At 68.3% G+C, this 24,141-nt stretch carries 20 protein-coding genes and 1 pseudogene; 18 read left to right on the top strand and 3 right to left on the bottom strand.

Annotated features, from left to right (window positions below; translation table 11 throughout):
- Window positions 1-51: 51 nt before the first annotated feature.
- On the bottom strand, window positions 52-843 hold the full coding sequence (locus PDM28_RS03310) for an NRDE family protein (RefSeq protein WP_311183819.1): 792 nt from the start codon (window positions 841-843) through the stop codon (window positions 52-54).
- A gap of 324 nt (window positions 844-1,167) precedes the next feature.
- Here PDM28_RS03310 and mraZ point away from each other — a divergent pair, with 324 nt between their 5' ends.
- The 15 genes and pseudogenes from mraZ (at window position 1,168) to lpxC (ending at window position 17,927) form a co-directional block, all read left to right on the top strand.
- Window positions 1,168-1,614: a division/cell wall cluster transcriptional repressor MraZ gene (mraZ, locus tag PDM28_RS03315; protein WP_070207774.1), complete on the top strand. Its 447-nt coding sequence runs from the start codon at window positions 1,168-1,170 to the stop codon at window positions 1,612-1,614.
- Window positions 1,615-1,628: 14 nt separating this feature from the next.
- Window positions 1,629-2,597, top strand: coding sequence for a 16S rRNA (cytosine(1402)-N(4))-methyltransferase RsmH (gene rsmH, locus PDM28_RS03320; RefSeq protein ID WP_311184635.1), 969 nt, complete (start codon window positions 1,629-1,631; stop codon window positions 2,595-2,597).
- Window positions 2,594-2,857 carry a cell division protein FtsL gene (gene ftsL / locus PDM28_RS03325; protein WP_068849221.1) on the top strand — a complete coding sequence of 88 codons (264 nt, stop codon included), beginning with the start codon at window positions 2,594-2,596 and terminating at the stop codon, window positions 2,855-2,857. Before rsmH ends, ftsL begins: the two co-directional genes overlap by 4 nt.
- Window positions 2,854-4,701, top strand: coding sequence for a peptidoglycan D,D-transpeptidase FtsI family protein (locus tag PDM28_RS03330; RefSeq protein ID WP_102946384.1), 1,848 nt, complete (start codon window positions 2,854-2,856; stop codon window positions 4,699-4,701). The genes ftsL and PDM28_RS03330 overlap by 4 nt, the downstream gene beginning before the upstream one ends.
- Complete coding sequence (locus tag PDM28_RS03335) at window positions 4,698-6,179, top strand: UDP-N-acetylmuramoyl-L-alanyl-D-glutamate--2,6-diaminopimelate ligase (protein WP_102946385.1); 1,482 nt, start codon at window positions 4,698-4,700, stop codon at window positions 6,177-6,179. The genes PDM28_RS03330 and PDM28_RS03335 overlap by 4 nt, the downstream gene beginning before the upstream one ends.
- The gene (locus PDM28_RS03340) at window positions 6,176-7,570 is read left to right on the top strand and encodes a UDP-N-acetylmuramoyl-tripeptide--D-alanyl-D-alanine ligase (RefSeq protein WP_311183820.1); all 1,395 of its coding nucleotides are present in this window, start codon (window positions 6,176-6,178) and stop codon (window positions 7,568-7,570) included. The genes PDM28_RS03335 and PDM28_RS03340 overlap by 4 nt, the downstream gene beginning before the upstream one ends.
- On the top strand, window positions 7,560-8,645 hold the full coding sequence (gene mraY, locus PDM28_RS03345) for a phospho-N-acetylmuramoyl-pentapeptide-transferase (protein ID WP_068849228.1): 1,086 nt from the start codon (window positions 7,560-7,562) through the stop codon (window positions 8,643-8,645). The genes PDM28_RS03340 and mraY overlap by 11 nt, the downstream gene beginning before the upstream one ends.
- Entirely contained in the window at window positions 8,645-9,970 is a 1,326-nt protein-coding gene (gene ftsW, locus PDM28_RS03350) for a putative lipid II flippase FtsW (RefSeq protein WP_311183821.1), read from the top strand. The genes mraY and ftsW overlap by 1 nt, the downstream gene beginning before the upstream one ends.
- Window positions 9,967-11,052 (top strand): undecaprenyldiphospho-muramoylpentapeptide beta-N-acetylglucosaminyltransferase, encoded by a 1,086-nt coding sequence (gene murG, locus PDM28_RS03355; protein WP_311183822.1) that lies wholly within the window; start codon window positions 9,967-9,969, stop codon window positions 11,050-11,052. Before ftsW ends, murG begins: the two co-directional genes overlap by 4 nt.
- Window positions 11,053-11,074: 22 nt before the next feature.
- Window positions 11,075-12,511 carry a UDP-N-acetylmuramate--L-alanine ligase gene (gene murC, locus PDM28_RS03360; RefSeq protein ID WP_102946389.1) on the top strand — a complete coding sequence of 479 codons (1,437 nt, stop codon included), beginning with the start codon at window positions 11,075-11,077 and terminating at the stop codon, window positions 12,509-12,511.
- On the top strand, window positions 12,508-13,470 hold the full coding sequence (locus tag PDM28_RS03365; RefSeq protein WP_311183823.1) for a D-alanine--D-alanine ligase: 963 nt from the start codon (window positions 12,508-12,510) through the stop codon (window positions 13,468-13,470). Before murC ends, PDM28_RS03365 begins: the two co-directional genes overlap by 4 nt.
- Window positions 13,467-14,144 (top strand): annotated as a pseudogene (locus PDM28_RS03370) (cell division protein FtsQ/DivIB); the annotation flags it as partial. The gene PDM28_RS03365 and the pseudogene PDM28_RS03370, both read left to right, overlap by 4 nt.
- Window positions 14,145-14,206: 62 nt before the next feature.
- Complete coding sequence (ftsA, locus tag PDM28_RS03375; RefSeq protein ID WP_070209161.1) at window positions 14,207-15,442, top strand: cell division protein FtsA; 1,236 nt, start codon at window positions 14,207-14,209, stop codon at window positions 15,440-15,442.
- A gap of 174 nt (window positions 15,443-15,616) precedes the next feature.
- Window positions 15,617-16,843, top strand: a complete 1,227-nt coding sequence (ftsZ, locus tag PDM28_RS03380; RefSeq protein ID WP_102946392.1) for a cell division protein FtsZ — start codon at window positions 15,617-15,619, stop codon at window positions 16,841-16,843.
- A gap of 172 nt (window positions 16,844-17,015) precedes the next feature.
- A complete protein-coding gene (gene lpxC / locus PDM28_RS03385; RefSeq protein ID WP_311183824.1) occupies window positions 17,016-17,927 on the top strand; it encodes a UDP-3-O-acyl-N-acetylglucosamine deacetylase in 912 nt (303 codons plus the stop codon).
- Between the two features lie 280 nt (window positions 17,928-18,207).
- Here lpxC and PDM28_RS03390 read toward each other — a convergent pair whose 3' ends face one another.
- A complete protein-coding gene (locus tag PDM28_RS03390) occupies window positions 18,208-18,636 on the bottom strand; it encodes a DciA family protein (protein WP_102946394.1) in 429 nt (142 codons plus the stop codon).
- Window positions 18,637-18,648: 12 nt separating this feature from the next.
- On the opposite strand from PDM28_RS03390, the gene PDM28_RS03395 reads away from it, so the two are divergent.
- The 3 genes from PDM28_RS03395 to PDM28_RS03405 all read left to right on the top strand — a co-directional run bounded on the left by PDM28_RS03395 (window position 18,649) and on the right by PDM28_RS03405 (window position 23,498).
- Entirely contained in the window at window positions 18,649-19,599 is a 951-nt protein-coding gene (locus PDM28_RS03395) for a M23 family metallopeptidase (RefSeq protein WP_102946395.1), read from the top strand.
- 164 nt (window positions 19,600-19,763) lie between these two features.
- Complete coding sequence (gene secA, locus PDM28_RS03400) at window positions 19,764-22,496, top strand: preprotein translocase subunit SecA (RefSeq protein ID WP_311183825.1); 2,733 nt, start codon at window positions 19,764-19,766, stop codon at window positions 22,494-22,496.
- 48 nt (window positions 22,497-22,544) lie between these two features.
- Window positions 22,545-23,498, top strand: coding sequence for a Nudix family hydrolase (locus PDM28_RS03405; protein ID WP_311183826.1), 954 nt, complete (start codon window positions 22,545-22,547; stop codon window positions 23,496-23,498).
- Window positions 23,499-23,543: 45 nt separating this feature from the next.
- Here the strand turns inward: PDM28_RS03405 and PDM28_RS03410 are convergent, their stop codons facing one another.
- A complete protein-coding gene (locus PDM28_RS03410; protein WP_311183827.1) occupies window positions 23,544-24,131 on the bottom strand; it encodes a DUF4124 domain-containing protein in 588 nt (195 codons plus the stop codon).
- Window positions 24,132-24,141: the final 10 nt, after the last annotated feature.

Below are 24,141 nucleotides of genomic sequence, written 5' to 3' on the forward strand. Positions count from 1 at the left end.
CGGACAAGAGCGGGGAGGCAGGTGGACGGATGCGCGGGGCGCGCTGCCCGTTCACCCGCCAGCGGGCATCGGCACCGGCGCGTCGGGCCCGACGGTCAGTGCGGTTTCGCCGATGCAGGCGCCGGACGGGTCGAACCGACGCTCACGGATGAACCCATGGCCATCAGCGTCCAGCGCGATCACCGTGCTGGCGCGGGTGCCGTACTCCGGGCTGCGGATGAACGCCGAGGACAACCAGCGCTCGCGTTCCAGGCCGATCCCGGTATCGGGCAGGGTGCTGTCGTCGGCACGGGTCTCGTCGGCCAGTGCCGCCCACAGCGGGGCCAGGTCCTCGCGGCCGGCGTCGATCCAGGCCTGCATCGCGGCGTTCAGGCGCAGTGTCTTCGGCCACGGCGCGTCGAGCGGTCCGTTGGACATGCCGTGGACGCCGGGCGCCAGTGCCTGCTTCAGCAGGGGGTGGTTGCCCAGGAACTGGCAGCTGTCGCGGTCGGCCAGCAACAGGTTGAACGGCGCGAAGATCGCCGCATCGCGGGTGAGCGTGTCCACGAAGTCGGCGGCCGGGGTGGTCGCGCGCAGGTAGTCCGCCACCAGGGCGCCGCGCGACGGGCCAGCCTGCAGCGCCAGCGGGTCGCGCACGTTGGTCACCACGGCCATGCGGCCGCCGGCACCGACACCGGCCCAGGTGCCGCCCGAGCGCAGGTCGCGCCCGGCCAGCAGGCCGCGGTCGGGTGCGGGCCAGGCGGCCAGCGCGGCGGTCGGGCGCTGGTGGAATTCATCGCGGTTGCCGGCCATCAGCAACTGCCAGCGGGGGTGGGCCTTCCAGGCCAGGGCGAGCAGACACATGGCCCGCATTGTGCCGAATCTGCGCAGTCACGGGTTGGTCGCGACCACGCGGCTACTGAATGCGCGCGGAGGTTTCACGCCGCCTCCACAGGCCTGAACTTCCACCCAATCTCAAAAATTGAGACGAAACAGCAACTTGTGGATAAGCCTTGAACAAGTCTCTAAACATTGCTGCAAGCCCTTGATGTCCAAGGCGATTTCCCGTCCGCAAAACTGTTGACAACCCCATGACCGCTGCTAAGGTGGGCAACAGAGGAGAAACCGGGTTTTTTGTGGTTTTTCGTGGTTCAATGTTTCACCGGGCGAAGGAAAGGTGCACGCGTCGTGTTTCAGGGCGAGACGGCCATCACAGTTGACGACAAAGGACGCATGGCGGTTCCCACCGCGCATCGTGACCTGGTCGCGCGCGTGAGCAACAACCGGCTGGTCCTGACCTACAACCCCTTCGAGTCCGGCTGCCTGTGGCTGTACGCCGAGCAGGAGTGGGAGCGGGTCCGCGACGACGTCATGGCCAAGCCCAACACACAGCGCGTCGTGCGCCTGCTGCAACAGAAGCTGGTCGGTTCGGCCGCGCATCTGGAGCTGGACGGCAACGGTCGCATCAGTATTCCGGCCAGCCACCGTGGTGCCGTTGGCATTGAAAAGAAGGCGGTGTTGCTCGGCATGGGCGACAAATTCGAATTGTGGAGCGAGCAGGCTCATCGCGCATTGATCCAGCAGACGTTGTCTGACACGGATCTGGGCGACGGGTTGCTCGATTTGAAGTTGTGAGCCGGGGTGCCCGGGTGCGCGGAGGCGCGCAGACCGGTCACCTTCCGGTGTCGCAGTCGCCGGCGGGCCACCTGCCGGTCCTGTACACGCAGGTCCTGGACGGCCTGAGGGTGATCGAAAACGGAACGTATCTCGATGGCACGTTTGGTCGTGGCGGCCATGCCCGCGGCGTGCTCGAGCAACTCGGTCCCGGAGGCCGGCTGCTGGTCATGGACAAGGATCCCGAAGCGATTGCGGTAGCCGAGCGCGATTTCGCGCCGGACCCGCGCGTGGCGATCTTCCGTGGCAGCTTCGCCGACCTGCTGCACTGGAACGAAACCGCCGAAGGCCTGGACGGGGTCCTGTTCGACCTGGGCGTGTCCTCGCCGCAGCTGGACGTGGCCGAGCGCGGTTTCAGCTTCGGCAAGGACGGTCCGCTGGACATGCGCATGGACCCGGACAGCGGCGAAAGCGCGGCGCAGTGGCTCAACCGCGTCGAAGAGCGCGAGCTGATGGACGTGCTGTGGACCTATGGCGAAGAGCGCCAGGGCCGCCGCATCGCCCGTGCCATCATCGCCCGCCGCGACAAGCAGCCGTTCTCCCGCACCGCCGAACTGGCCGAACTGATCGCCTCGGTGATGCCGCGTGGCAAGGACAAGATCCACCCGGCAACGCGCAGCTTCCAGGCCATCCGCATCCACATCAACCGCGAACTGGCCGACCTTGAAGCCGGCCTGGACGCGGCGATGGCGCGGCTCAAGCCCGGTGGCCGGCTCGCCGTGATCAGCTTCCACTCGCTGGAAGACCGCATCGTCAAGCAGTTCATGAACCGCCACGCCAAGGCGCCGCCGAGCAACCGCCGGCTGCCCGAGCTGGCCGCGTTCGTGCCGACGCTGGACCTGGTCGGCGGTGCCATCAAGGCCGAGGACGACGAGCTGGCGGTCAACCCGCGCTCGCGCAGCGCCGTGCTGCGCGTGGCCGAAAAGCGCGCGGTGGCGGCATGAGCCGCCTGCTGCTGGTCGTGCTGCTGGCCTGCACCATCGCCTCGGCGATCGGTGTGGTGTTCATGCGCCACCGCCATCGGCAGACCTTCGTCGAGCTGTCGCGCGTGGAGCGCGCCCGCGACGAACTGAACATCGAGTTCGGCCGCCTGCAGCTGGAACAGGCGACCCTGGCCGAAGCCACCCGCGTCGACCGTGTGGCGCGCGAGCGGCTGGGCATGAAGTTCCCGGAAGCGGCCGACGTCGTGGTGGTGCGGCCATGAACAAGACCGGCCGCAACCGTGCCCGCAACAGCTTCAACCTGCGCCAGCGCCTGAAGTGGGTCGGACTGGCGCTGGGCCTGTGCTCGGTCTCGCTGGTTGGCCGCGCCGCCTACGTGCAGCTGGTCAACAGCGACTTCTACCAGCGCCAGGGCGAAGCGCGTTACCTGCGCGAACTGCCGATCAACACCTCGCGCGGCATGATCACCGACCGCAACGGCGAGCCGGTGGCGGTGTCGACCCCGGTCGCTTCGATCTGGGTCAATCCGCAGGAACTGATGCGCGCCCCGGACCGCATTCCCGAGCTGGCTACGGCGCTGGGCATGCCGCTCGATGAGCTCTCCACCAAGCTCAGCCAGAAGGCCGACAAGGAATTCATGTACCTGCGCCGCCGGATCAACCCGGACGATGCAGAGAAAGTAGTAGCACTGAAGATTCCGGGCGTGGCCTCGCAGCGCGAGTTCCGTCGCTTCTACCCGCAGGGTGAGGCGATGGCGCACGTGCTCGGCTTCACCAACATCGACGACCGCGGCCAGGAAGGGCTGGAGCTGGCCTTCGACGAATGGCTGCGCGGCAAGGCCGGCGCCAAGCGCGTGATCCGCAACCGCAAGGGCGACACGGTCGAGAGCGACCTGCTGCGCGCCGCCGAGCCGGGCAAGGACCTGACCCTGAGCATCGACCGCCGCATCCAGTTCCTGGCGTTCAAGGAACTGCGCAACGCGCTGATCGAGAACAAGGCTGCGGGCGGCTCCATGGTGATCATGGACGTGGCCACCGGCGAAGTGCTGGCGATGGTCAACCTGCCGACCTACAACCCCAATTCGGTGGGCGGCGCCGCGCCGGACACCCGTCGCAACCGCGCGGTGACCGACCTGGTCGAGCCCGGTTCGACCATGAAGCCGCTGACCATCGCCTCGGCGCTGCAGTCCGGCGTGGTCACCAAGGACACCACGGTCGACACCAACCCGGGCTACATGGCGATCGGCCGCTATACGATCAAGGACGTACCGCGCAACAACGGCGTGCTCAACGTCACCGGCGTGATCACCCGCAGCTCGAACATCGGTGCGGCCAAGATCGCCGCCAAGATGCCCGACCAGGTGTTCTACGACCATGTGCACAGCTTCGGCTACGGCACCTCGCCGCACAGCGGCTTCCCGGGCGAGTCGGCCGGCGTGTTCCCGCGCCCGGCGCGCTGGAGCGGTTCGTCCAAGACCACCATGTCCTACGGCTATGGCCTGAACGTCACGCCGCTCCAGATCGCCACCGCGTACTCGGCACTGGGCAACGGCGGCAAGCTGATCGCGCCGACCTTCGTCAAGGGCCAGCGCAACGAAGGCAAGCAGATCATCGACGAGAATGTCGCGAAAGAAGTCGTGGCGATGATGGAAACCGTGGTCACCCAGGGCGGCGCCAAGCAGGCGGCGGTGCTGGGCTACCACGTGGCCGGCAAGACCGGCACCGCGCGCAAGGCCGGCCCCGGCGGCTACGAGCGTGGCCATTACAACGCGCTGTTCGCCGGCGTGGTGCCGGCCAGCAACCCGCGCTTTGCTACGGTGATCGTGATCAACGACCCGCAGGCCGGCAAGTACTACGGTGGCCTGGTGTCGGCCCCGGTGTTCCACAACGTCATGGAAGGCGCGCTGCGCCTGATGGACGTGCCGCCGGACGATATCGACTCCTGGCTGGCCGCGCAGCAGTCCGGAAAGATGGGCCACGCCGCTGCCTCGCTGCCGACCCCGCCGCCGGCCGAAGCCGTGGTCGCCCCCGACGCCGCCGCCGAATTCGATGCCGCGCTGCCCAGCGCGCACGCCACGTTGCCGCCCGCGCAGGGAGGCACGCAATGAGCCAGATGATGTTGCTTTCGCAGTTGCTTCCCGATGTGGTGCTCAGCCACGACCCGTCGATTACCGGCCTGGTCCTGGACAGCCGCGCGGTCCGCCCCGGCAACGCCTTCGTGGCGATTGCCGGCTTCGGCGCGCACGGGCTGGGCTTCGTCGACCAGGCCCGCGCCGCCGGTGCGGCCGCGATCCTGTTCGATCCGCCGGCCCCGGCCGAGCTTCCGGCCCCGGCCGACGCCATTGCCGTTCCCGGGCTGCGCAGCCGCATGGGTGGCATGGCCGACCAGTTCCATGGCCACCCGTCGCGTGCGATGACCATGGTCGGGGTGACCGGCACCAACGGCAAGACCTCCACCGTGCAGCTGCTGGCCCAGGCCTGGCACCTGCTCGGTACCCCCAGCGGCAGCATCGGCACGCTCGGCGTGGGCCTGTACGGCAACGTGGTGCCGACCGGCTTCACCACCCCGCTGGTGCTGCAGATGCATGAAGTGCTGGCGCAGCTGCGCGACCAGGGCGCGCGTGCGGTGGCGATGGAAGTCAGCTCGCATGCGCTCGACCAGGGCCGCGTGGATGCCGTGCATTACGACGTGGCGGTGTTCACCAACCTCACCCGCGACCATCTCGACTACCACGGCGACATGGCCCGGTACGGCGCCGCCAAGGCCAGGCTGTTCCACCGCGCCGGCCTGAAGGCGGCGGTGGTCAACCTGGACGACAGCTTCGGCAGCGAACTGCTGCGCACCGTCGACGCGGGCGTGCAGCAGATCGGGGTCAGCTCGCGCGGCGCGCAGCACGCCACCCTGCGTGCCGACTCGCTGCGCCTGGACGGCCGCGGCATCGCCTTCGACCTGGTGGTCGACGGCGCGCGCCACCCGGTGCAGTCGCCGCTGCTGGGCCGCTTCAACGTGGACAACCTGCTTGGCGTGGCCGGTGCGCTGTTCGCGCTGGGCCACGCACCGGCCGACATCGCCGTGCTGCTGTCGCAGCTGCAGCCGATTGCCGGGCGCATGAACCGGCTCGGCGGCACCGACGGCCAGCCGACCGTGGTGATCGACTACGCACATACCCCCGACGCGCTGGAACAGGCGCTGTCCAGCCTGCACGGGCACCTGGCCGGGCGCCTGTTCTGCGTGTTCGGCTGCGGCGGCGAACGCGATACCGGCAAGCGCCCGCAGATGGCGGCCATTGCCGAGCGCCTGGCCAACGTGGTGATCGTCACCGACGACAACCCGCGCGGCGAAGACGGCGACGTCATCGTGGCCGACATCGTGGCCGGCCTGGCCCGCCCGGCTGCGGCCACGGTGCAGCGCGACCGCGCCGCGGCGATCGCCACGGCGATCGGCCAGGCGGGCGAGGGCGACATCGTGCTGATCGCCGGCAAGGGCCACGAGCCCTACCAGGAAATCCACGGCGTGCAGTACCCGTTCAACGACACCGAGGTGGCGGCCCGCGTGCTGTCGCAGCGGCATGGGGGCGCACGATGAAGCGCACCCCGCTGTCGCTGATCGCGCATTGGGCCGGTGGCGAGATCCATGGCGAAGACACCGCCATCGACGCCATCAGCAACGACACCCGTACCCTCGCACCGGGCAGCCTGTACGTGGCCCTGCGCGGTGAGCGTTTCGATGGCCATGACTTCGCCGCCGATGCGGTGGCGCGCGGCGCCAGCGCGATGCTGGTCGAACGCCTGCTCGACGTGGCCGTGCCGCAGATCGTGGTCGGCGACAGCGAGCATGCGCTTGGGCGCATCGCCGCCGGCATGCAGCGCGACCGCAGCGCCGCGGTGTTCGCGATCACCGGCAGCAACGGCAAGACCAGCGTCAAGAGCCTGCTGCTGGCGATCCTGGAGCAGGTGGCGCGCGAGCGCGGTGCGGTGGTGTATGCCAACCCGGGCAACCGCAACAACGAGATCGGCCTTCCGCTGGCGGTGATCGACGCCCCGGAAGACGCCGACTTCGCCGTCTACGAGATGGGCGCCGGCAAGCCGGGCGACATCGCCTACCTCACCGACATCGCGCGCCCGCAGTACGCGCTGGTCAACAATATCGCACCGGCGCACCTGGAGCGGATGGGCAGCCTGCAGGGCGTGGCCAGCACCAAGGGCGCGATCTACGCCGCCCTGCCGGCCGACGGCGTGGCAGTGATCAACGCCGACGACGCCTATGGCGCCTGGTTCGAACAGCACGTGGTCGGCCAGCCGCCGCGCAGCCGGGTGCTGCGCTATGCGCTGGACCACAGTGCCGACGTCACCGCGCAGGCGATCAAGCCGGCCGCCGACGGCAGCCAGTTCACCCTGGTCGCCCCGACCGGCGCGGTCAGCCTCACGCTGGCCCTGCCGGGTCGCCACAACATCAGCAACGCGCTGGCCGCGGCCTCGCTGGCGCTGGCCGCCGGCATCGGCCTGGACAGCATCGCCGCCGGCCTGGCCCGCGCCGAACCGGTGCCGGGCCGCCAGATCGCGCACCGCCTGCCCAGCGGCGCGGTGCTGATCGACGACAGCTACAACGCCAACCCCGGTTCGCTGGCGGCGGCCATCGACGCGCTGGCCGCGTCGAAGGACGAGGCCTGGCTGGTACTGGGCGACATGCGCGAACTCGGTCCGGATGGTGAGGCCCTGCACGCGCAGGCCGGCCGCCGTGCACGCGAGGCCGGGCTGAAGCGCCTGTACACGCTGGGCACGCTGAGCACCGCGGCATCGCAGGCGTTCGGCGAAGGCGGCCGCCACTTCCAGAGCCACGACGCGCTCGCCGCAGCGCTGGCTGATGAACTGCATGCTGGCGTGCGCTGCCTGGTCAAGGGCTCGCGCGGCAGCGCCATGGACAAGATTGTGAAAGCGCTGCTGGCGCGAGGAGAGGAAACCCCCCATGTTGCTTGAACTGGCTCGATGGCTGCAGCAGTTGGAGAGCCTGTTCGGCTTGTTCGGCTACCTGACCCTGCGCGGCATTCTCGCTGCGCTTACCGCGCTGTTCCTGTCGCTGTGGCTGGGCCCGGCGATGATCCGCAAGCTGGCCCAGTTCAAGGGCGGCCAGCCGATCCGTACCGACGGCCCGCAGACCCACTTCTCCAAGGCCGGCACGCCGACCATGGGCGGTTCGCTGATCCTGCTCACCATCACCCTGTCGGTGCTGCTGTGGGCCGACCTGCGCAACCGCTACGTGTGGGTGGTGCTGGCGGTGATGCTGTGCTTCGGCGCGATCGGCTGGTACGACGACTGGATCAAGATCGTGCGCCGCGACCCGAATGGCCTGAAGTCGCGCTGGAAGTACCTGCTGCAGTCGATCTTCGGCCTGGCCGCCGGCCTCTTCCTGTTCTACACCGCCGACGTGCCGGCCGCGCTGACCTTCTACATCCCGATGTTCAAGTCGGTGGCGCTGCCGCTGGCCGGGATCAGCTTCGTGGCGATCGCCTACTTCTGGATCGTCGGCTTCTCCAACGCGGTCAACCTGACCGACGGCCTGGACGGGCTGGCGATCATGCCGACCGTGCTGGTCGCCTGCGCGCTGGGCGTGTTCGCCTACGCCTCGGGCAACGTGGTGTTCTCCAACTACCTGCAGATCCCGCAGATCCCGGGCGCCGGTGAACTGGTCATCATCTGCGCGGCCATCGCCGGCGCAGGCCTGGGCTTCCTGTGGTTCAACACCTACCCGGCCATGGTGTTCATGGGCGACATCGGCGCGCTGGCGCTGGGCGCGGTACTGGGCACCATCGCCGTCATCACCCGCCAGGAGCTGGTGCTGGTGATCATGGGCGGCGTGTTCGTGATCGAAACGCTGTCGGTGATGATCCAGGTCGCCTCGTTCAAGCTGACCGGCAAGCGCGTGTTCCGCATGGCGCCGATCCACCACCACTTCGAACTCAAGGGCTGGCCGGAGCCGCGCGTGATCGTGCGCTTCTGGATCATCTCGGTGGTGCTGGTGCTGATCGGCCTGGCCACGTTGAAGGTCCGCTGATGAACGACCTGTCGCGCCAGGCAACCCGCCTTGAAGCCATCGGGGGCCACTTCGACAAGTGGCTGCTGGGCGCGATCATCGCGCTCACCGGGCTGGGCGTGGTGATGGTCGCGTCGAGCTCGATCGCATTGATGAGCAGCCCGTTCTATTACCTCAACCGCCACCTGATCTTCCTGGCGGTGGGTATCGTGCTGGCCGGCATCGCCATGCGCACCGAGCTCAAGAGCATCGAGCAGTACAACCAGATGCTGCTGCTGGGCTGCTTCGCGCTGCTGGTGGTGGTGTTCATTCCGGGCCTGGGCAGCAGCGTCAACGGCGCCCGCCGCTGGATCAACCTGGGCTTCTCCAAGTTCCAGACCGTCGAAGCGGTGAAGGTGCTCTACATCGTGTGGCTGTCCAGCTACCTGGTGCGCTTCCGCGACGAGGTCAATGCGACCTGGCCGGCGATGCTCAAGCCGCTCGGCGTGGCCGGCGCGCTGGTGGTGCTGTTGCTGCTGCAGCCCGACTTCGGTTCCTCGACCCTGCTGCTGGCGATCACCGCCGGCATGCTGGTGCTGGGCGGGGTGAACCTGCCGCGCATGTCGATGCCGATCGTGTTCGGGCTGGTGGCGATGAGCGCGCTGGCGATCATCGAACCGTACCGCATGCGCCGCATCACTTCGTTCTGGGACCCGTGGGCCGACCAGCAGGGCGACGGCTACCAGCTGTCCAACGCGCTGATGGCGGTGGGCCGTGGCGAGTGGACCGGCGTCGGCCTGGGCAACTCGGTGCAGAAGCTGTACTACCTGCCCGAAGCGCATACCGACTTCATCTTCTCGGTCACCGCCGAGGAGCTGGGCTTCGTCGGCACCTGCCTGATCGTGGCGCTGTACGCGCTGCTGGCCGGGCGCGCCTTCTGGATCGGCATGCGCTGCGTGGAAATGAAGCGCCATTTCTCCGGCTACATCGCCTTCGGCATCGGCCTGTGGGTGAGCATGCAGAGCTTCGTCTCGATCGGCGTGAACCTGGGCATCCTGCCGACCAAGGGCCTGACCCTGCCGCTGATCTCCTCGGGCGGCTCGAGCATCCTGATGACCTGCGTGGCGATGGGCCTGCTGCTGCGCGTGTCCTACGAACTGGACCGCGCCGAGCGCCGCCAGGCGGTGCGCATGGGCGCGGCCGACCTGGACGAGGCCGCACCGGTCGAAGCAGCGGCCAGCGCCAGCGCGGTGGCTGCGGCCCTGCAGGAACGCGAGCCGCGCGCCGCCGCGCACCGCGACAGCGCCCCGCGCGGCACCAGCCGCATGCAGCAGCGCATTGAACCGACCCTGGGGAGGATGGGATGAACGCCTCTTCTTCGCAGCGTCCGGTGATGATCATGGCCGGCGGCACCGGCGGCCACATCTTCCCCGGCCTGGCCGTGGCCCGGGTGCTGCGCGCGCGCGGCATCCCGGTGACCTGGCTGGGCAGCGACGGCGGCATGGAAACCCGGCTGGTGCCGCAGCACGACATCCACATCGACACGCTGGCGATCAGCGGCCTGCGCGGCAAGGGCAAGCTGGCCCTGCTGACCGCGCCCGGGCGCCTGCTGCGCGCGGTGCGCTCGGCCGGCTTCCTGATCCGCGACCGCCAGCCGCGTGCGGTGATCGCCTTCGGCGGCTTCGCCTCCGGTCCCGGTGGCCTGGCCGCGCGCCTGCACGGCCTGCCGCTGCTGGTGCACGAACAGAACCGCGCGCCGGGCCTGACCAACCGCGTGCTGTCGCGCTTCGCGCGGCGGCTGCTGACCGGCTTCCCGGGCAGCTTCGCGCAGCGCGAGGAAGCGGTGGGCAACCCGGTCCGCGCCGAAATCGCCGCGATCGCCGCGCCGGAACAGCGCCTGGCCGACCGCCAGGGCCCGCTGCGGCTGCTGGTGCTCGGGGGCAGCCAGGGCGCCCGCGCGCTCAACAACGCGGTGCCGCAGGCATTGGCCGCGCTGGGCGACAGCGTGTCCGTGCAGGTGCGCCACCAGAGCGGCGAAAAGCTGCACGCCGAAGCGCTGAAGGCCTACCAGGACGCGGGCGTCAGCGCGCAGGTGGAACCGTTCATCGCCGACATGGCCGAGGCCTTCGGCTGGGCCGACCTGGTGGTGTGCCGTTCCGGTGCCTCCACCCTGGCCGAGCTGTGCGCGGTCGGCGTGGGCAGCGTGCTGGTGCCGTTCGCCGCCGCGGTCGACGACCACCAGACCCGCAATGCCGAGTACCTGGTCGAGCGTGGCGCGGCCGTGCTGCTGAAGCAGGACGACGCGCTCGCCCCTGCACTGCAGGGCGTGCTGCGCGAGCTGGCCACGAATCCCGGCCGACGCATGCAGATGGCCGTGGCCGCGCGTGCGCTGGCCAAGGTCGATGCCGCAGAGCGCATCGCCGACATCATCCTCGAGGAATCCAAATGAACACCGCTACGCGAGGCCGCGCATGATCCGCCGCCTTCACGACACCAATGACCTGGTGCGCGCTTTCCCGCGCGTGCATTTCGTCGGCATTGGCGGCACCGGCATGAGCGGCATCGCCGAAGTGATGCTGACCCTGGGCTATGAAGTGTCCGGTTCGGACAACGCCGACAACGCCGCGACCCGTCGCCTGGCCAGCCTGGGCGCGCGCGTGATGCGCGGCCATTCTGCGGCCAACGTGCTGGGTACCGACTGCGTGGTGGTGTCCAGCGCGATCCGTGAAGACAATCCGGAACTGATGGAAGCGCGCAGCCAGCGCATTCCGATCATGCAGCGTGCGGCGATGCTGGCCGAACTGATGCGCTTCCGCCGCGGCATCGCGGTGGCTGGCACCCACGGCAAGACCACCACCACCAGCCTCACCGCGGCGGTGCTGAGCGAAGGCGGGCTGGACCCGACCTTCGTGATCGGCGGCCAGCTGCTGGCGGCCGGTGCCAACGCCAAGCTCGGCGGTGGCCAGTGGCTGGTGGCCGAGGCCGACGAAAGCGACGGCAGCTTCCTGCGCCTGAACCCGCTGGTCTCGATCATCACGAACATCGACGCCGACCACCTGGAAAACTACGGCAACGACTTCGGCCGCGTGCAGGCCGCCTTCGCCGAATTCCTGCAGCGCCTGCCGTTCTACGGCCTGGCCGTGCTGTGCATCGACGACCCGGAAGTGGCCGCACTGGCCGCGCAGACCCCGCGCCACGTCATGAGCTACGGCATGAGCAGCAACGCCGACGTGCGCGCCGAGGACGTGGTCCAGGACGGCCCGCGCATGCGCTTCACCCTGCGCCTGCCGGAAGGCAGCAGCCATCCGGTGACCCTGGCCCTGCCGGGCGCGCACAACGTGCTCAACGCCCTGGCCGCTGCTGCGGTGGGCTGGCAGCTGGGTGTGGCGCCGGACGCCATCGCGCGCGCGCTGGAAAGCTTCGCCGGCATCGGCCGCCGCTTCAACGACCTGGGCATCGTCACCACCAGGACCGGTGCGCGCGTGCGGGTGATCGACGACTACGGCCACCACCCGCGCGAGCTGGCGGCGGTGTTCGCTGCCGCCCGTGGCGGCTGGCCGGACCAGCGCCTGGTCGTGGCCTTCCAGCCGCACCGCTACAGCCGCACCCGTGACCAGTTCGACGCGTTCGCCGCGGTGCTGTCCGAAGTGGACGCACTGGTGTTGAGCGAGGTCTACCCGGCCGGCGAAGCGCCGATTCCCGGTGCCGACTCGCGCTCGCTGGCGCGCGCCATCCGCGCGCGCGGCCGCAGCGAGCCGGTCGTGGTCGGCGTAGCGGCCGAACTGCAGAACGTGCTGCCCGATGTCCTGCAGGACGGCGACCTGCTGCTGATGATGGGCGCCGGCGATATCGGCCACGTGGCCCACGTCGTCGCTACCGAAGGTTTTGGCGAGGGCCCTGCCGCATGAACACGCCTGTCTTCCCGCCGCTGCGCGTCACCGATCCGGCCCTGTTCGGCCGTGTCGCCGTGCTGCTGGGCGGCACCTCCAGCGAACGCGAAGTGTCGCTGGATTCCGGTCGCAACGTGATCGAGGCGCTGCGCGCGCGCGGCGTCAATGCGATCGCCGTGGACGGCATCCCGGCGCTGACCCTGGCGCTGGTGGAAAAGCGCTTCGACCGCGTCTTCAACATCCTGCACGGCCACAACGGTGGCGGTGAGGACGGCATCGTGCAGGGGCTGATGGAAGCCTTCGGCGTGCCGTACACCGGTTCGGACGTGCTCGGCTCCGCACTGGGCATGGACAAGATCCGCACCAAGCAGGTCTGGCTGTCGCTGGGCCTGCCGACTCCGCAGTACCGCAAGGTCACTGCCGAAACCGTCCACGCGCACGCGGCCGAACTCGGCCTGCCGGTGGTGGTCAAGCCGGCCAACGAAGGCTCCAGCGTGGGCATCAGCCGGGTTACCGACGACGCCGGCCTGGACGACGCGGTGGCGCTGGCTGCGCGCTACGACGGCCAGCTGCTGATGGAGCAGATGGTGGTCGGCGACGAACTCACCGTGGGCATCCTCGGCGACCAGGCGCTGCCGTCGATCCGGATCGTGCCCAAGGGCCAGTGGTACGACTACAACGCCAAGTACCTGGCCGACGACACCCAGTACCTGTGCCCGGGCCTGGACGGCGACGACGAACTCGAGATCCGCCGCATCGCGCTGGAGGCGTTCCGCGCCGCCGGCTGCCGCGGCTGGGGCCGGGTCGATGTGATGCGCGACCGCGCCACCGGCCGTTTCTACCTGCTCGAAGTGAACACCGCGCCGGGCATGACCAGCCATTCGCTGGTGCCCAAGGCGGCGGGCCAGGCCGGGATCGGCTTTGAAGAGCTGGTCTGGCGCGTACTCGAACAGACCGTGGAGACCCGCCACGCATGAACGCGGCGCTGCGCATCTTCGTCTGGTTGCTGGCCCTGTCGCTGGTGGCGCTGCCCGTGGTGGCGGTGCTCAACGGCTGGGTCGGTGCCGAACGCTGGCCGTTGGCCAAGCTGCGCGTGCACGGCGAGTTCAAGCGGGTCCCGGCCGAACAGCTGCAGCAGGTGGTGCTGCCGTATGCGCGCTCGGGCTTCTTCGCGGTCAAGCTGCAGGACGCCCAGGACGCGATCGAAACGCTGCCGTGGGTGGAAAGCGCGCAGGTGCGCAAGCAGTGGCCCGACGTGCTGGAAATCACCCTGGTCGAGCACAAGCCGTTCGCACGCTGGGGCAAGGACCGCCTGCTGTCCGAGCAGGGCAAGCTGTTCGCCACCCCGCAGAAGCTGCAGGACCTCAAGCTGCCCGACCTGGACGGTCCGGACACCCAGACCCAGGAAGTGGTCGCGCTGTACAACGACGCGCGCGCGCTGTTCGCACCGGCCGGGGTCGACGTGACCCGGGTCAGCATGGATGCGCGCGGCAGCTGGTCGCTGCAGCTGAGCAACGGCACCGAAGTGGTGGTCGGCCGCGATGACGCGCGCTCGCGCCTGCAGCGCTTCGTGCGCGTGCTGCCGCAGCTGGCCAACCAGCAGGTGCCGATCGAGCGCGCCGACCTCCGCTATACCAATGGTTTCACGCTGAGCTGGGGTACCCCGGCCGCGGCCGCGCCGGCCAATGTGGCGCACAGCACGCAGGACAGGACATGAATCGCAAGGGTGACAAATCGCTGATCGTCGGCTTGGATATCGGCACCTCCAAGGTAGTCGCACTGGTCGGCGAGTATTCGCCGGGCAATCCGATCGAGGTGATCGGTATCGGCTCGCATGAGTCGCGCGGGCTCAAGCGCGGCGTGGTGGTGGACATCGAATCGACCGTGCAGTCGATCCAGCGCGCGGTCGAAGAGGCCGAGCTCATGGCTGGCTGCGAGATCCGCTCGGTGTATGCCTCGATCTCGGGCAACCACGTGCAGTGCAAGAACTCGCCGGGGATCGTGCCGATCCGCGACGGCGAAGTGACCTGGGGCGACCTCGACCGCGTGCTGGATGCGGCCAAGGCGGTGGCCATTCCGGCCGACCAGAAGATCCTGCATGCGATCCCGCGCGAGTACGTGCTGGACGACTCGCAGGAAGGCATCCGCAACCCGGTCGGCATGACCGGCGTGCGCCTGGAAGTGCATGCCCACCTGGTGGTATGCGCGCAGTCGGCGGCGGCCAACATCAGCAAGTGCGTGCAGCGCTGCGGCCTGCAGGTGGACGACCTGGTGCTGTCTTCGCTGGCCTCCAGCGTCGCGGTGCTGACCGCCGACGAGCGCGAACTGGGCGTGGTGCTGGTCGACATGGGCGCTGGCACCACCGACCTGGCCGTGTTCGTGCAGGGCGCCATCTGCCACACCGCCTCGCTGCCGATCGCCGGCGACCACGTCACCAACGACATCGCGCACATGCTGCGCACGCCGACCCCGGAAGCCGAGCAGATCAAGGTGCGCTATGCCTGCGCGCTGGCCCAGCTGGCCACCGCCGAGGAAAGCATCCAGGTGCCCAGCGTCGGCGACCGTCCGCCGCGCCGGATGCCGCGCCACGCGCTCGCCCAGGCGGTGCAGGGCCGTTACGAAGAGATTTTCGAGATGGTGCAGGCCGAACTGCGCCGTTCCGGCTTCGAGGAACTGGTGCGCGCCGGCATGGTGCTCACCGGTGGCGCCTCGAAGATGGAAGGCGTGGTCGAACTGGCCGAGGAAATGCTGCAGATGCCGGTACGCGTGGGCATTCCGCAGCACGTCACCGGGCTGGGCGAAGTGGTCGGCAATCCCGTGCACGCCACCGGCGTGGGCCTGCTGCTGATGGGCAGCCAGACCGAACACCCGCGCCGTCCGTCGCTGCCCACCGGGCGCGCGGGCAGCATGTTCAACAAACTCAAGACATGGTTCCGGGGCGAGTTCTGACGCCCCGGGGCGATACCGCCGGTTGACCATCGGCGTGCTTCAAACCGGGAAACATTCCGGTGCACCACACCGCTACATACATAACCCACACAGCCGCAACGGCAACATGCAGCGCAATGGCAGGACGCCAAAGCGCCCATGCCAACCAGAAGCGGATATAACGAGGACACGGACATGGCGCATTTCGAACTGATTGAGAAGATGGCACCCAATGCGGTGATCAAGGTGATCGGCGTGGGCGGCGGCGGCGGCAACGCCGTGGCGCACATGGTCAGCACCAGCGTGGACGGCGTGGAATTCATCACCGCCAACACCGACTCGCAGGCCATCAAGAATTGCGGTGCCAAGCTGCAGCTGCAGCTGGGTACCAACGTCACCAAGGGCCTGGGCGCAGGCGCGAATCCGGAAGTGGGCCGCCAGGCCGCGCTGGAAGACCGCGAGCGCATCATGGACGCCCTGCAGGGCGCGGACATGGTGTTCATCACCGCCGGCATGGGCGGTGGCACCGGTACCGGCGCTGCGCCGGTGGTGGCACAGCTGGCCAAGGAAATGGGCATCCTGACCGTGGCCGTGGTCACCAAGCCGTTCCCGTTCGAAGGCCGTCGCCGCATGCAGGTCGCGCTGAAGGGCATCGAGGAACTGAGCCAGCACTGCGACTCGCTGATCACCATTCCGAACGAAAAGCTGATCACCGTGCTCGGCCGCAACGCCACCATGATCCAGGCCTTCCGCGCCGCCAACGACGTGCTGCAGGGCGCCGTGCAGGGCATCGCCGACCTGATCGTGCGTCCGGGCCTGATCAACGTCGACTTTGCCGACGTGCGCACCGTCATGTCCGAAATGGGCCTGGCGATGATGGGTACCGGCACCGCCCGCGGCGATGACCGCGCCCAGGCCGCCGCCGAAGCCGCCATCCAGAACCCGCTGCTGGACGATGTGAACCTGGCCGGTGCCAACGGCATCCTGGTGAACATCACCGCCGGCGCCGACTTCACCATGGCCGAGTTCGACGAGATCGGCCGCACCATCGACGGCTTCGCCTCCGAAGACGCCACCGTGGTGGTCGGTACCGTGCTGGATCCGGACATGCAGGACGAGGTCCGCGTGACCGTGGTCGCGACCGGCCTGAACCGCGCCGTGGCCGCCAAGTCCCAGCGTCCGGGCGAGCGCGCACCGATCAAGCTGGTCCGCAACGCCACCACCGGCCAGCCGGAGTTCGGCGACTTCGACAACGGCGCCGACGCGGTGTCCAAGGCCGTCGGCGGCATGGGCCTGGGCCTGCGTCGTCCCAGCGCCGACACCGTGGCTGCCTCGGCACCGGCGTCCTCGGGTCCGGCCACGGCCGAACTGCCCAACGATTACCTGGACATCCCGGCGTTCCTGCGCCGCCAGGCGGACTGAGGATCGCCAGCCGGGGCCTTGTCCTCCCCGGTGAGCGCCTCCATGTCCCTTGCTGCCGGGCCAGGATGGGCCCGGCAGTCTGCCGTCTCCGGTTCAGAAAGGAGCGGTGGTAGTGCGTGTTATTCTTGTTTGTCACTGCCGCGCTGACCGCGCGCTTCCCCCGGTTGCCCCCATGATTCCCCAACGCACCCTCAAGAACACGATCCGCGCCACGGGCGTTGGCCTGCACAGCGGTGACAAGGTCTACATGACCCTGCGCCCGGCGCCGGTCAATCACGGCATCGTGTTCCGGCGCGTGGACCTGGACCCGGTGGTGGAAGTGCCGGCCCGTGCCGACCTGGTCACCGAAGTGACCCTGTGCACCGGCCTGACCTGCAACGACGCCAAGATCCAGACCGTCGAACACCTGATGTCGGCCCTGGCCGGCCTGGGCGTGGACAACATCATCGTGGAGCTGTCCTCGGCCGAGCTGCCGATCATGGACGGTTCCTCCGGCCCGTTCGTGTTCCTGCTGCAGTCGGCAGGCATCGCCGAACAGGACGCGCCGAAGCGCTTCATCCGCATCCTCAAGACGGTGGAAGTCACCGACGGCGACAAGGTCGCCCGCTTCGAGCCCTATGAAGGCTACAAGCTCGGTTTCACCATCCAGTTCGACCACCCGATGATCCCGGCCAAGCAGTCGCGCGCCGAGATCGAGTTCTCCACGGCCGCCTACACCAGGGAAATCGCCCGCGCGCGCACCTTCGGCTTCATGCGCGACCTGGAGTACATGCGCGAGCGCAACCTCGGCCTGGGCGGTTCGATGGACAACGCCATCGTGCTCGACGAATTCCGCGTGCTCAACGACGACGGCCTGCGTTATGCCGACGAGTTCGTGCGCCACAAGATCCTCGACGCGATCGGCGATCTCTACCTCGCCGGCGGCCAGGTGCTGGGCGCCTACGAAGGCTTCAAGTCCGGCCACGCGCTCAACAACAAACTGGTGCGCGCCCTGCTGGCCGATGCCAGCGCCTGGGAGTGGGTCAGCTACGAGGCTCCGAGCAGCGACGTGCCGGTGGTGTACGGCGTCCCCGCTTACGCGTAAGTGCTTGAAAACGTTTAAAAACGAACGGCGCCCTCGGCGCCGTTCTGCATTCCGGGCCGCGCCCGGATGTGATGTTGATGTCAATGAACCGTCTACGTACCGTGGTCACATTTTTGTGAACCCGATCCCGTTTCCGACCAACTTTAACGTTTATTTAATAAAAGAATAACGACTGGTCGACCCGGCGCGGCTACGATGGCCGCCGGCTCCCTGCCAGATTCACACCTTTGTGACGACGACGGGGAAGGGGCGGGACGCCCCGATGCCTGCGGGTCGTGGATCAGTCCACGTCCTTCAGACAGGCCAACGCGTCGCGTAGCCCTTTGTGCGTGGCGGCTGAAACTGCGTGGGGGCCATTCCTGTTGTCGATCGCTGGGGAGCGTGGAGGAGGGGCAGCCGCGGTTTTGACGGTCACCTTGGTGACCTTCAGCCCGATGGAACGGGCCGCGTCGATCAGCTGTGCTTCGGCAAGCCGCACCTTGGCATGCCACACGGCGGAGTCGACGACAAAAACGAGGTGTTCGCCGTTTACATTCGCCAGCCGGCAACGGGTGGCCAGGGTGGGCGGCAGATGGGGGCGCAACTGACGGTCCAGCGTGTCGAGCCACAGCGCACGACGCAGCGGGTTGCTGGTTTTGCCATCCATGACTGCATCCAGCGCCGGCTTCGGGGCGGATGCGGGACGGGCACTGGATTTCGGCTCAGACATGAAAACTCACTGATGGCATTCAAAAAGATCGTAATCAAAACGCGTGAAGGACAGGCCAAGACGCCGCTTGCGCGTTTGCGTTTCTACTTCGAGGACAGGCCCCGCGCCCTGCTGGGCAGCGTGCTCGGCCTGGGTTGCCTGATCGGCTTCGGTGCCGGCCTGGGCGGCAGCATGTTCAATGATTCCCGGCTCCACGCCAAGGTCGCCCAGCAGGAACGCGACCTGGCCAAGGCCCAGCAGGACGCGCAGACCCAGGTCAACGCGCTGGCCGCCCGGATGGGCGAGCTGCAGGCGCAGGCGACCCGGCTCAACGCGCTCGGCGAGCGCCTGACCCAGATGGGCAAGCTGGAAGACGGCGAGTTCGATTTCAACGAGACCCCCGGCCTCGGTGAAGGCGAACCCGGCCCGACCCAGGACATCCCGGTCAGCGCGGTCAACGCCGACTTACAGGTGCTGGAGCAGCGCTTCGCTGCTTCAGGCCGCCAGTTGTCGGTGATGGAGTCGCTGATGTTCGACCATCAGCTGGACCAGAACGCGGTGCCGGGTCGCATGCCGATCCGCAACAGCTACATCACCTCCAGCTTCGGCGGTCGCGCCGACCCGTTCGGTCGCGGTCGCGGCAACCACAAAGGCATCGATTTCCATGCCAAGGTCGGCGACCCGGTGATGTCCGTGGCCGACGGCGTGGTCAGCTTCGCCGGCGTGAAGGGCGGCTATGGCAACGTGGTCGACGTCGACCATGGCAACGGCTACGTGACCCGCTACGCGCACAATTCGCGCCTGGTGGTGAAGGTTGGCGCGCTGGTCCGGGCCGGGCAGGAAGTGGCCAAGGCCGGTTCCACGGGCCGTTCCACCGGTGCCCACGTGCACTTCGAGGTCTGGGAACGCGGCCAGGTGGTCAACCCGCGCAAGTTCCTGGGCGACGGCGGCAACACCCCGGTCGGGCGGGTCTCCCGCGGCTGAGGGCTGCATCTGGCGGATCGCGGGCGCTTGAAACCAAGTGCCCTCGTCCCAAGCTACAATGGGTGTTGCCATAGACAGGGCGCGATGCGCCCTGTTTCGTTTGCGGCGGGCGGTCCCAGGGGGAGCGCCGCCGTTGGGGCGTCTCATTCCAACCGGTTCCTTCAATGATCAACAGCCTGCTTACCCGCGTCTTCGGCAGTCGTAACGAACGCCAGCTGCGCCAGCTCAACCGCATCGTCGCCAAGATCAATGCGTTGGAGCCGGACATCGAAAAGCTCTCCGACGAGCAGCTCAAGGCCAAGACCCCGGAGTTCAAGCAGCGCATCGCCGACGGCGAAGCCCTGGACAAGGTCCTGCCGGAAGCCTTCGCGGTCTGCCGCGAGGCCAGCCGCCGCGTGCTCGGCATGCGCCACTACGACGTCCAGCTGATCGGCGGCATGGTCCTGCACCTGGGCAAGATCGCTGAAATGCGCACCGGTGAAGGCAAGACCCTGGTGGCCACGCTGCCGGTGTACCTGAACGCGCTGGAAGGCAAGGGCGTGCACGTGGTCACCGTGAACGACTACCTGGCCCGCCGCGACTCCGCGCAGATGGGCAAGCTGTACAACTGGCTCGGCATGAGCGTCGGCGTGGTCTACCCGGGCATGCCGCACAGCGACAAGCGCGAGGCCTATGCCAGCGACATCACCTACGGCACCAACAACGAATTCGGCTTCGACTACCTGCGCGACAACATGGCGCTGTCGCGTGCCGAGCGTTACCAGCGCGGCCTGCACTACGCCATCGTCGACGAGGTCGACTCGATCCTGATCGACGAAGCGCGTACCCCGCTGATCATCTCCGGCCCGGCCGACGATTCCCCGGAGCTGTACATCCGCGTCAACCGCGTGGTGCCCAGCCTGATCCGCCAGGAAGCCGAAGAAGGCGAGGGCGACTTCTGGGTCGACGAGAAGGGCAAGCAGGTGCACCTGTCCGAAGCGGGCATGGAGCACGCCGAGCAGCTGCTGGTCGACGCCGGCATCCTCAGCGCCGAAACCGAAGGCCTGTACGCGGCGCAGAACCTGACCGTGGTCCACCACCTCAATGCCGCGCTGCGCGCGCATGCCATCTACCAGCGCGACGTCGATTACATCGTGCGCGACGGTGAAGTGGTGATCGTGGACGAATTCACCGGCCGTACCCTGGCCGGCCGCCGCTGGTCCGACGGCCTGCACCAGGCGGTGGAAGCGAAGGAAGGCGTGCCGGTCCAGCGCGAGAACCAGACCCTGGCCAGCATCACCTTCCAGAACCTGTTCCGCATGTACAAGAAGCTGTCCGGCATGACCGGTACGGCCGACACCGAAGCCTACGAATTCCAGAGCATCTACGGCCTGGAAGTGGTGGTCATCCCGACCAACCGCCCGACCATCCGCAAGGACTCGCCGGACCAGGTGTTCCTCAACCGCAACGGCAAGTTCAACGCCGTGCTGGCCGACATCCAGGAATGCAACACGCGCGGCCAGCCCGTGCTGGTCGGCACCACCTCGATCGAAACCTCGGAAATGCTGTCCGAGCACCTGCGCAAGGCCGGCGTGCACCACGAAGTGCTCAACGCCAAGCAGCACGACCGCGAAGCGACCATCATCGCCAACGCCGGCATGCCCGGCGCGGTGACCATCGCCACCAACATGGCCGGTCGCGGTACCGACATCGTGCTGGGCGGTTCGCATGAAGCGGAGCTGCACGCGCTGGGCGAAGACGCCACTGCCGAGCAGCGCGCCAAGGTCAAGGCCGACTGGCAGGTCCGCCACGACCAGGTCAAGGCGGCCGGCGGCCTGCACATCGTGGGCACCGAACGCCACGAATCGCGCCGTATCGACAACCAGCTGCGCGGTCGCTCCGGCCGCCAGGGCGACCCGGGTTCCTCGCGCTTCTACCTGTCGCTCGAAGACAACCTGATGCGCATCTTCGCCTCGGACTGGGTCCAGAAGGCGATGCGCATGATGGGCATGAAGGAAGACGACGTCATCGAAGACCGCCTGGTCAGCCGCCAGATCGAAAAGGCGCAGCGCAAGGTCGAAGCGCACAACTTCGACATTCGCAAGAACCTGCTCGACTTCGACGACGTCAACAACGACCAGCGCAAGGTCATCTATTCGCAGCGCGATGAACTGCTCGACGCCGAGTCGGTCAAGGACAACGTCGACGGCATCCGCGGCGACGTGATCTTCGACATCGTGGCGCGCTTCGTGCCGCCGAACTCGATCGACGAACAGTGGGACCTGGCCGGCCTGGAAGCGACGCTGGCCTCCGAGCTGGGCCTGCAGATGGACGTCACCGGCCTGCTCAAGCAGCACGAAGAGCTCGACGCCGAAGCCATCGCCAACAAGGTGCAGGCACGCGTCGACGAGCACTTCGAGCAGAAGGAAGCCGGCGTCGGCGAAGAGACCATGCGCGCGCTGGAAAAGCACGTCATGCTGACCGTGCTGGACCAGAGCTGGAAGGAACACCTGGCCCGCATGGACTACCTGCGCCAGGGCATCTACCTGCGCGGTTACGCGCAGAAGCAGCCCAAGCAGGAATACAAGAAGGAAGCCTTCGAGCTGTTCTCGGAAATGCTGGAGAACGTCAAGCGCGAAGTGGTGACCCTGCTGGCACGTGTGCGCATCCGCAGCGAAGAAGAAGTGGCGGCGCTGGAAGCGGCCGAACGCCAGCAGGCCGAAGCGCGCCTGCTGCAGTCGCAGTTCCAGCACCAGAACGTGGGTGGCTACGGCGCCGACGAGGAAGCAGCCGACGTGGAAGCGCAGCGCAACGGCGTGGCCCAGGTCTCGCGCGACGAGCCCAAGGTCGGCCGCAACGACCCGTGCCCCTGCGGCAGTGGCAAGAAGTACAAGCACTGCCACGGCCAGCTGACCTGATCCAGGAAACCCCGCGAAAGCGGGGTTTTTTTATGCCATCCTGACCGCATGCCATCCCCCAGACGATCGATCCACGTCGTGGCTGCCGTCATCACCGATGCCCGCGGCCGCATCCTGCTCAACCGTCGCACCGAAAACCGCGACATGGCCGGCCTGTGGGAATTCCCCGGCGGCAAGCGCGAGACCGGCGAGAGTTCCGAGCAGGCGCTGGTCCGCGAGCTGCGCGAAGAGCTGGGGATCGAGGCCGAGATCGGCGACTGGATCATGGACGTGCCGCAGGCCTACCCGGACAAGCACCTGCGCCTGGAAGTGCGGCATGTGCGCAGCTGGAAGGGCTCACCGCGCGGCCGCGAGGGCCAGGCGATCACCTGGGTGGCCCCGGACAAGCTGTCGCGCTACTCCATGCCCCCCGCCGACCTGCCGGTCGTGGCTGCGCTGCGCCACCCGGACCGCTACCTGATCACCCCCGAGCCGGACACCGACGAGGACGCCGCCCACCAGGACTGGTACGCGCGCCTGGCGCGCGCGCTGGACGCGGGGGTCCGCCGGGTGCAGCTGCGCACCCCGACCAGCCCGGCCCGCATCCAGCTGGCCGAGCAGGCCGTGTCGCGCCACCGCAGCGGGGTGCAGTGGCTGCTCAACCGCGACATCGAGCTGGCCCGCCGGCTGGGCGTGGGCGTGCACCTGGGCGGCGAGCAGCTGCTGCAGCTGGAGGCGCGGCCGTTGCCCGCCGAGCAGCTGGTGGCCGCCTCCTGCCACGACCTGCCGCAGCTGCAGGCCGCGCAGCGGCTGGGCTGTGACTTCGCCGTGCTCGGCCCGGTCCAGGCCACCACCAGCCATCCGGGCACCGCCCCGATCGGCTGGGAGGCCTTCGAAACCCTGCGCGCCCAGGTATCGCTGCCGATCTACGCCCTCGGCGGCCTGCACCCGGACGACATCACCCAGGCCCGCCGCCACGGCGCCCAGGGCATCGCCTCGATCAGCGCGTTGTGGCCGACATGACCACCGCGTAGCGACACGCCACGCGTGTCCCACGCACTGCCCGAACTACAACGTAATCCAGAAACACCCATACGCCCGCCGCAACCCGAACACGGTCCGCGCCGGCGTCGCACTGTTCCCCAGGGTCTGCTCCAACCGCAACCCGATGGGGCGCGGCCGCGAAACCGGCGCCACTGTCGCCACCGCCTCCACCAGGCTCGCATTCGGATCCACCGGCACCGGCGTCGGCACTGCCGCCACCTCCGGATACACCGGCGCGATATCGATCAACGGCCGCTGCACCACCGACTCCAGCCGCCCGATGATGCTGTTGGCGGTGGCATCGGAAACATTGCCCCACAGGTAGATCGAGGACAGCCGATTCACGTCCTGCTGGCTGACCGCATCGCGGATCTGCCCGGTCAACTCGCTCAGCCGGCGAGCGCACCCGGCGCGGTAGATGCCGGTGTTACCGACCGAAGCCGCGCGCGGCGGCATCCGCGCGCTGGCACCCAGCGAATCGCAGCTGCGGTCGGTGAACACGGTTTCGCCCTGCGCGGTGGTGCAGCGGTTCACGCGCTGCGCCTGTGCCTGCGCCCAGGGGGCCCAGCACAGCAGGCAAAGCGACAACAGCAGCGGGGCGACCAGTTTCATTGCAGCAGCG

Source organism: Stenotrophomonas aracearum (assembly GCF_031834615.1).
In the GTDB taxonomy this organism is placed as follows: Bacteria; Pseudomonadota; Gammaproteobacteria; order Xanthomonadales; family Xanthomonadaceae; genus Stenotrophomonas; species Stenotrophomonas aracearum.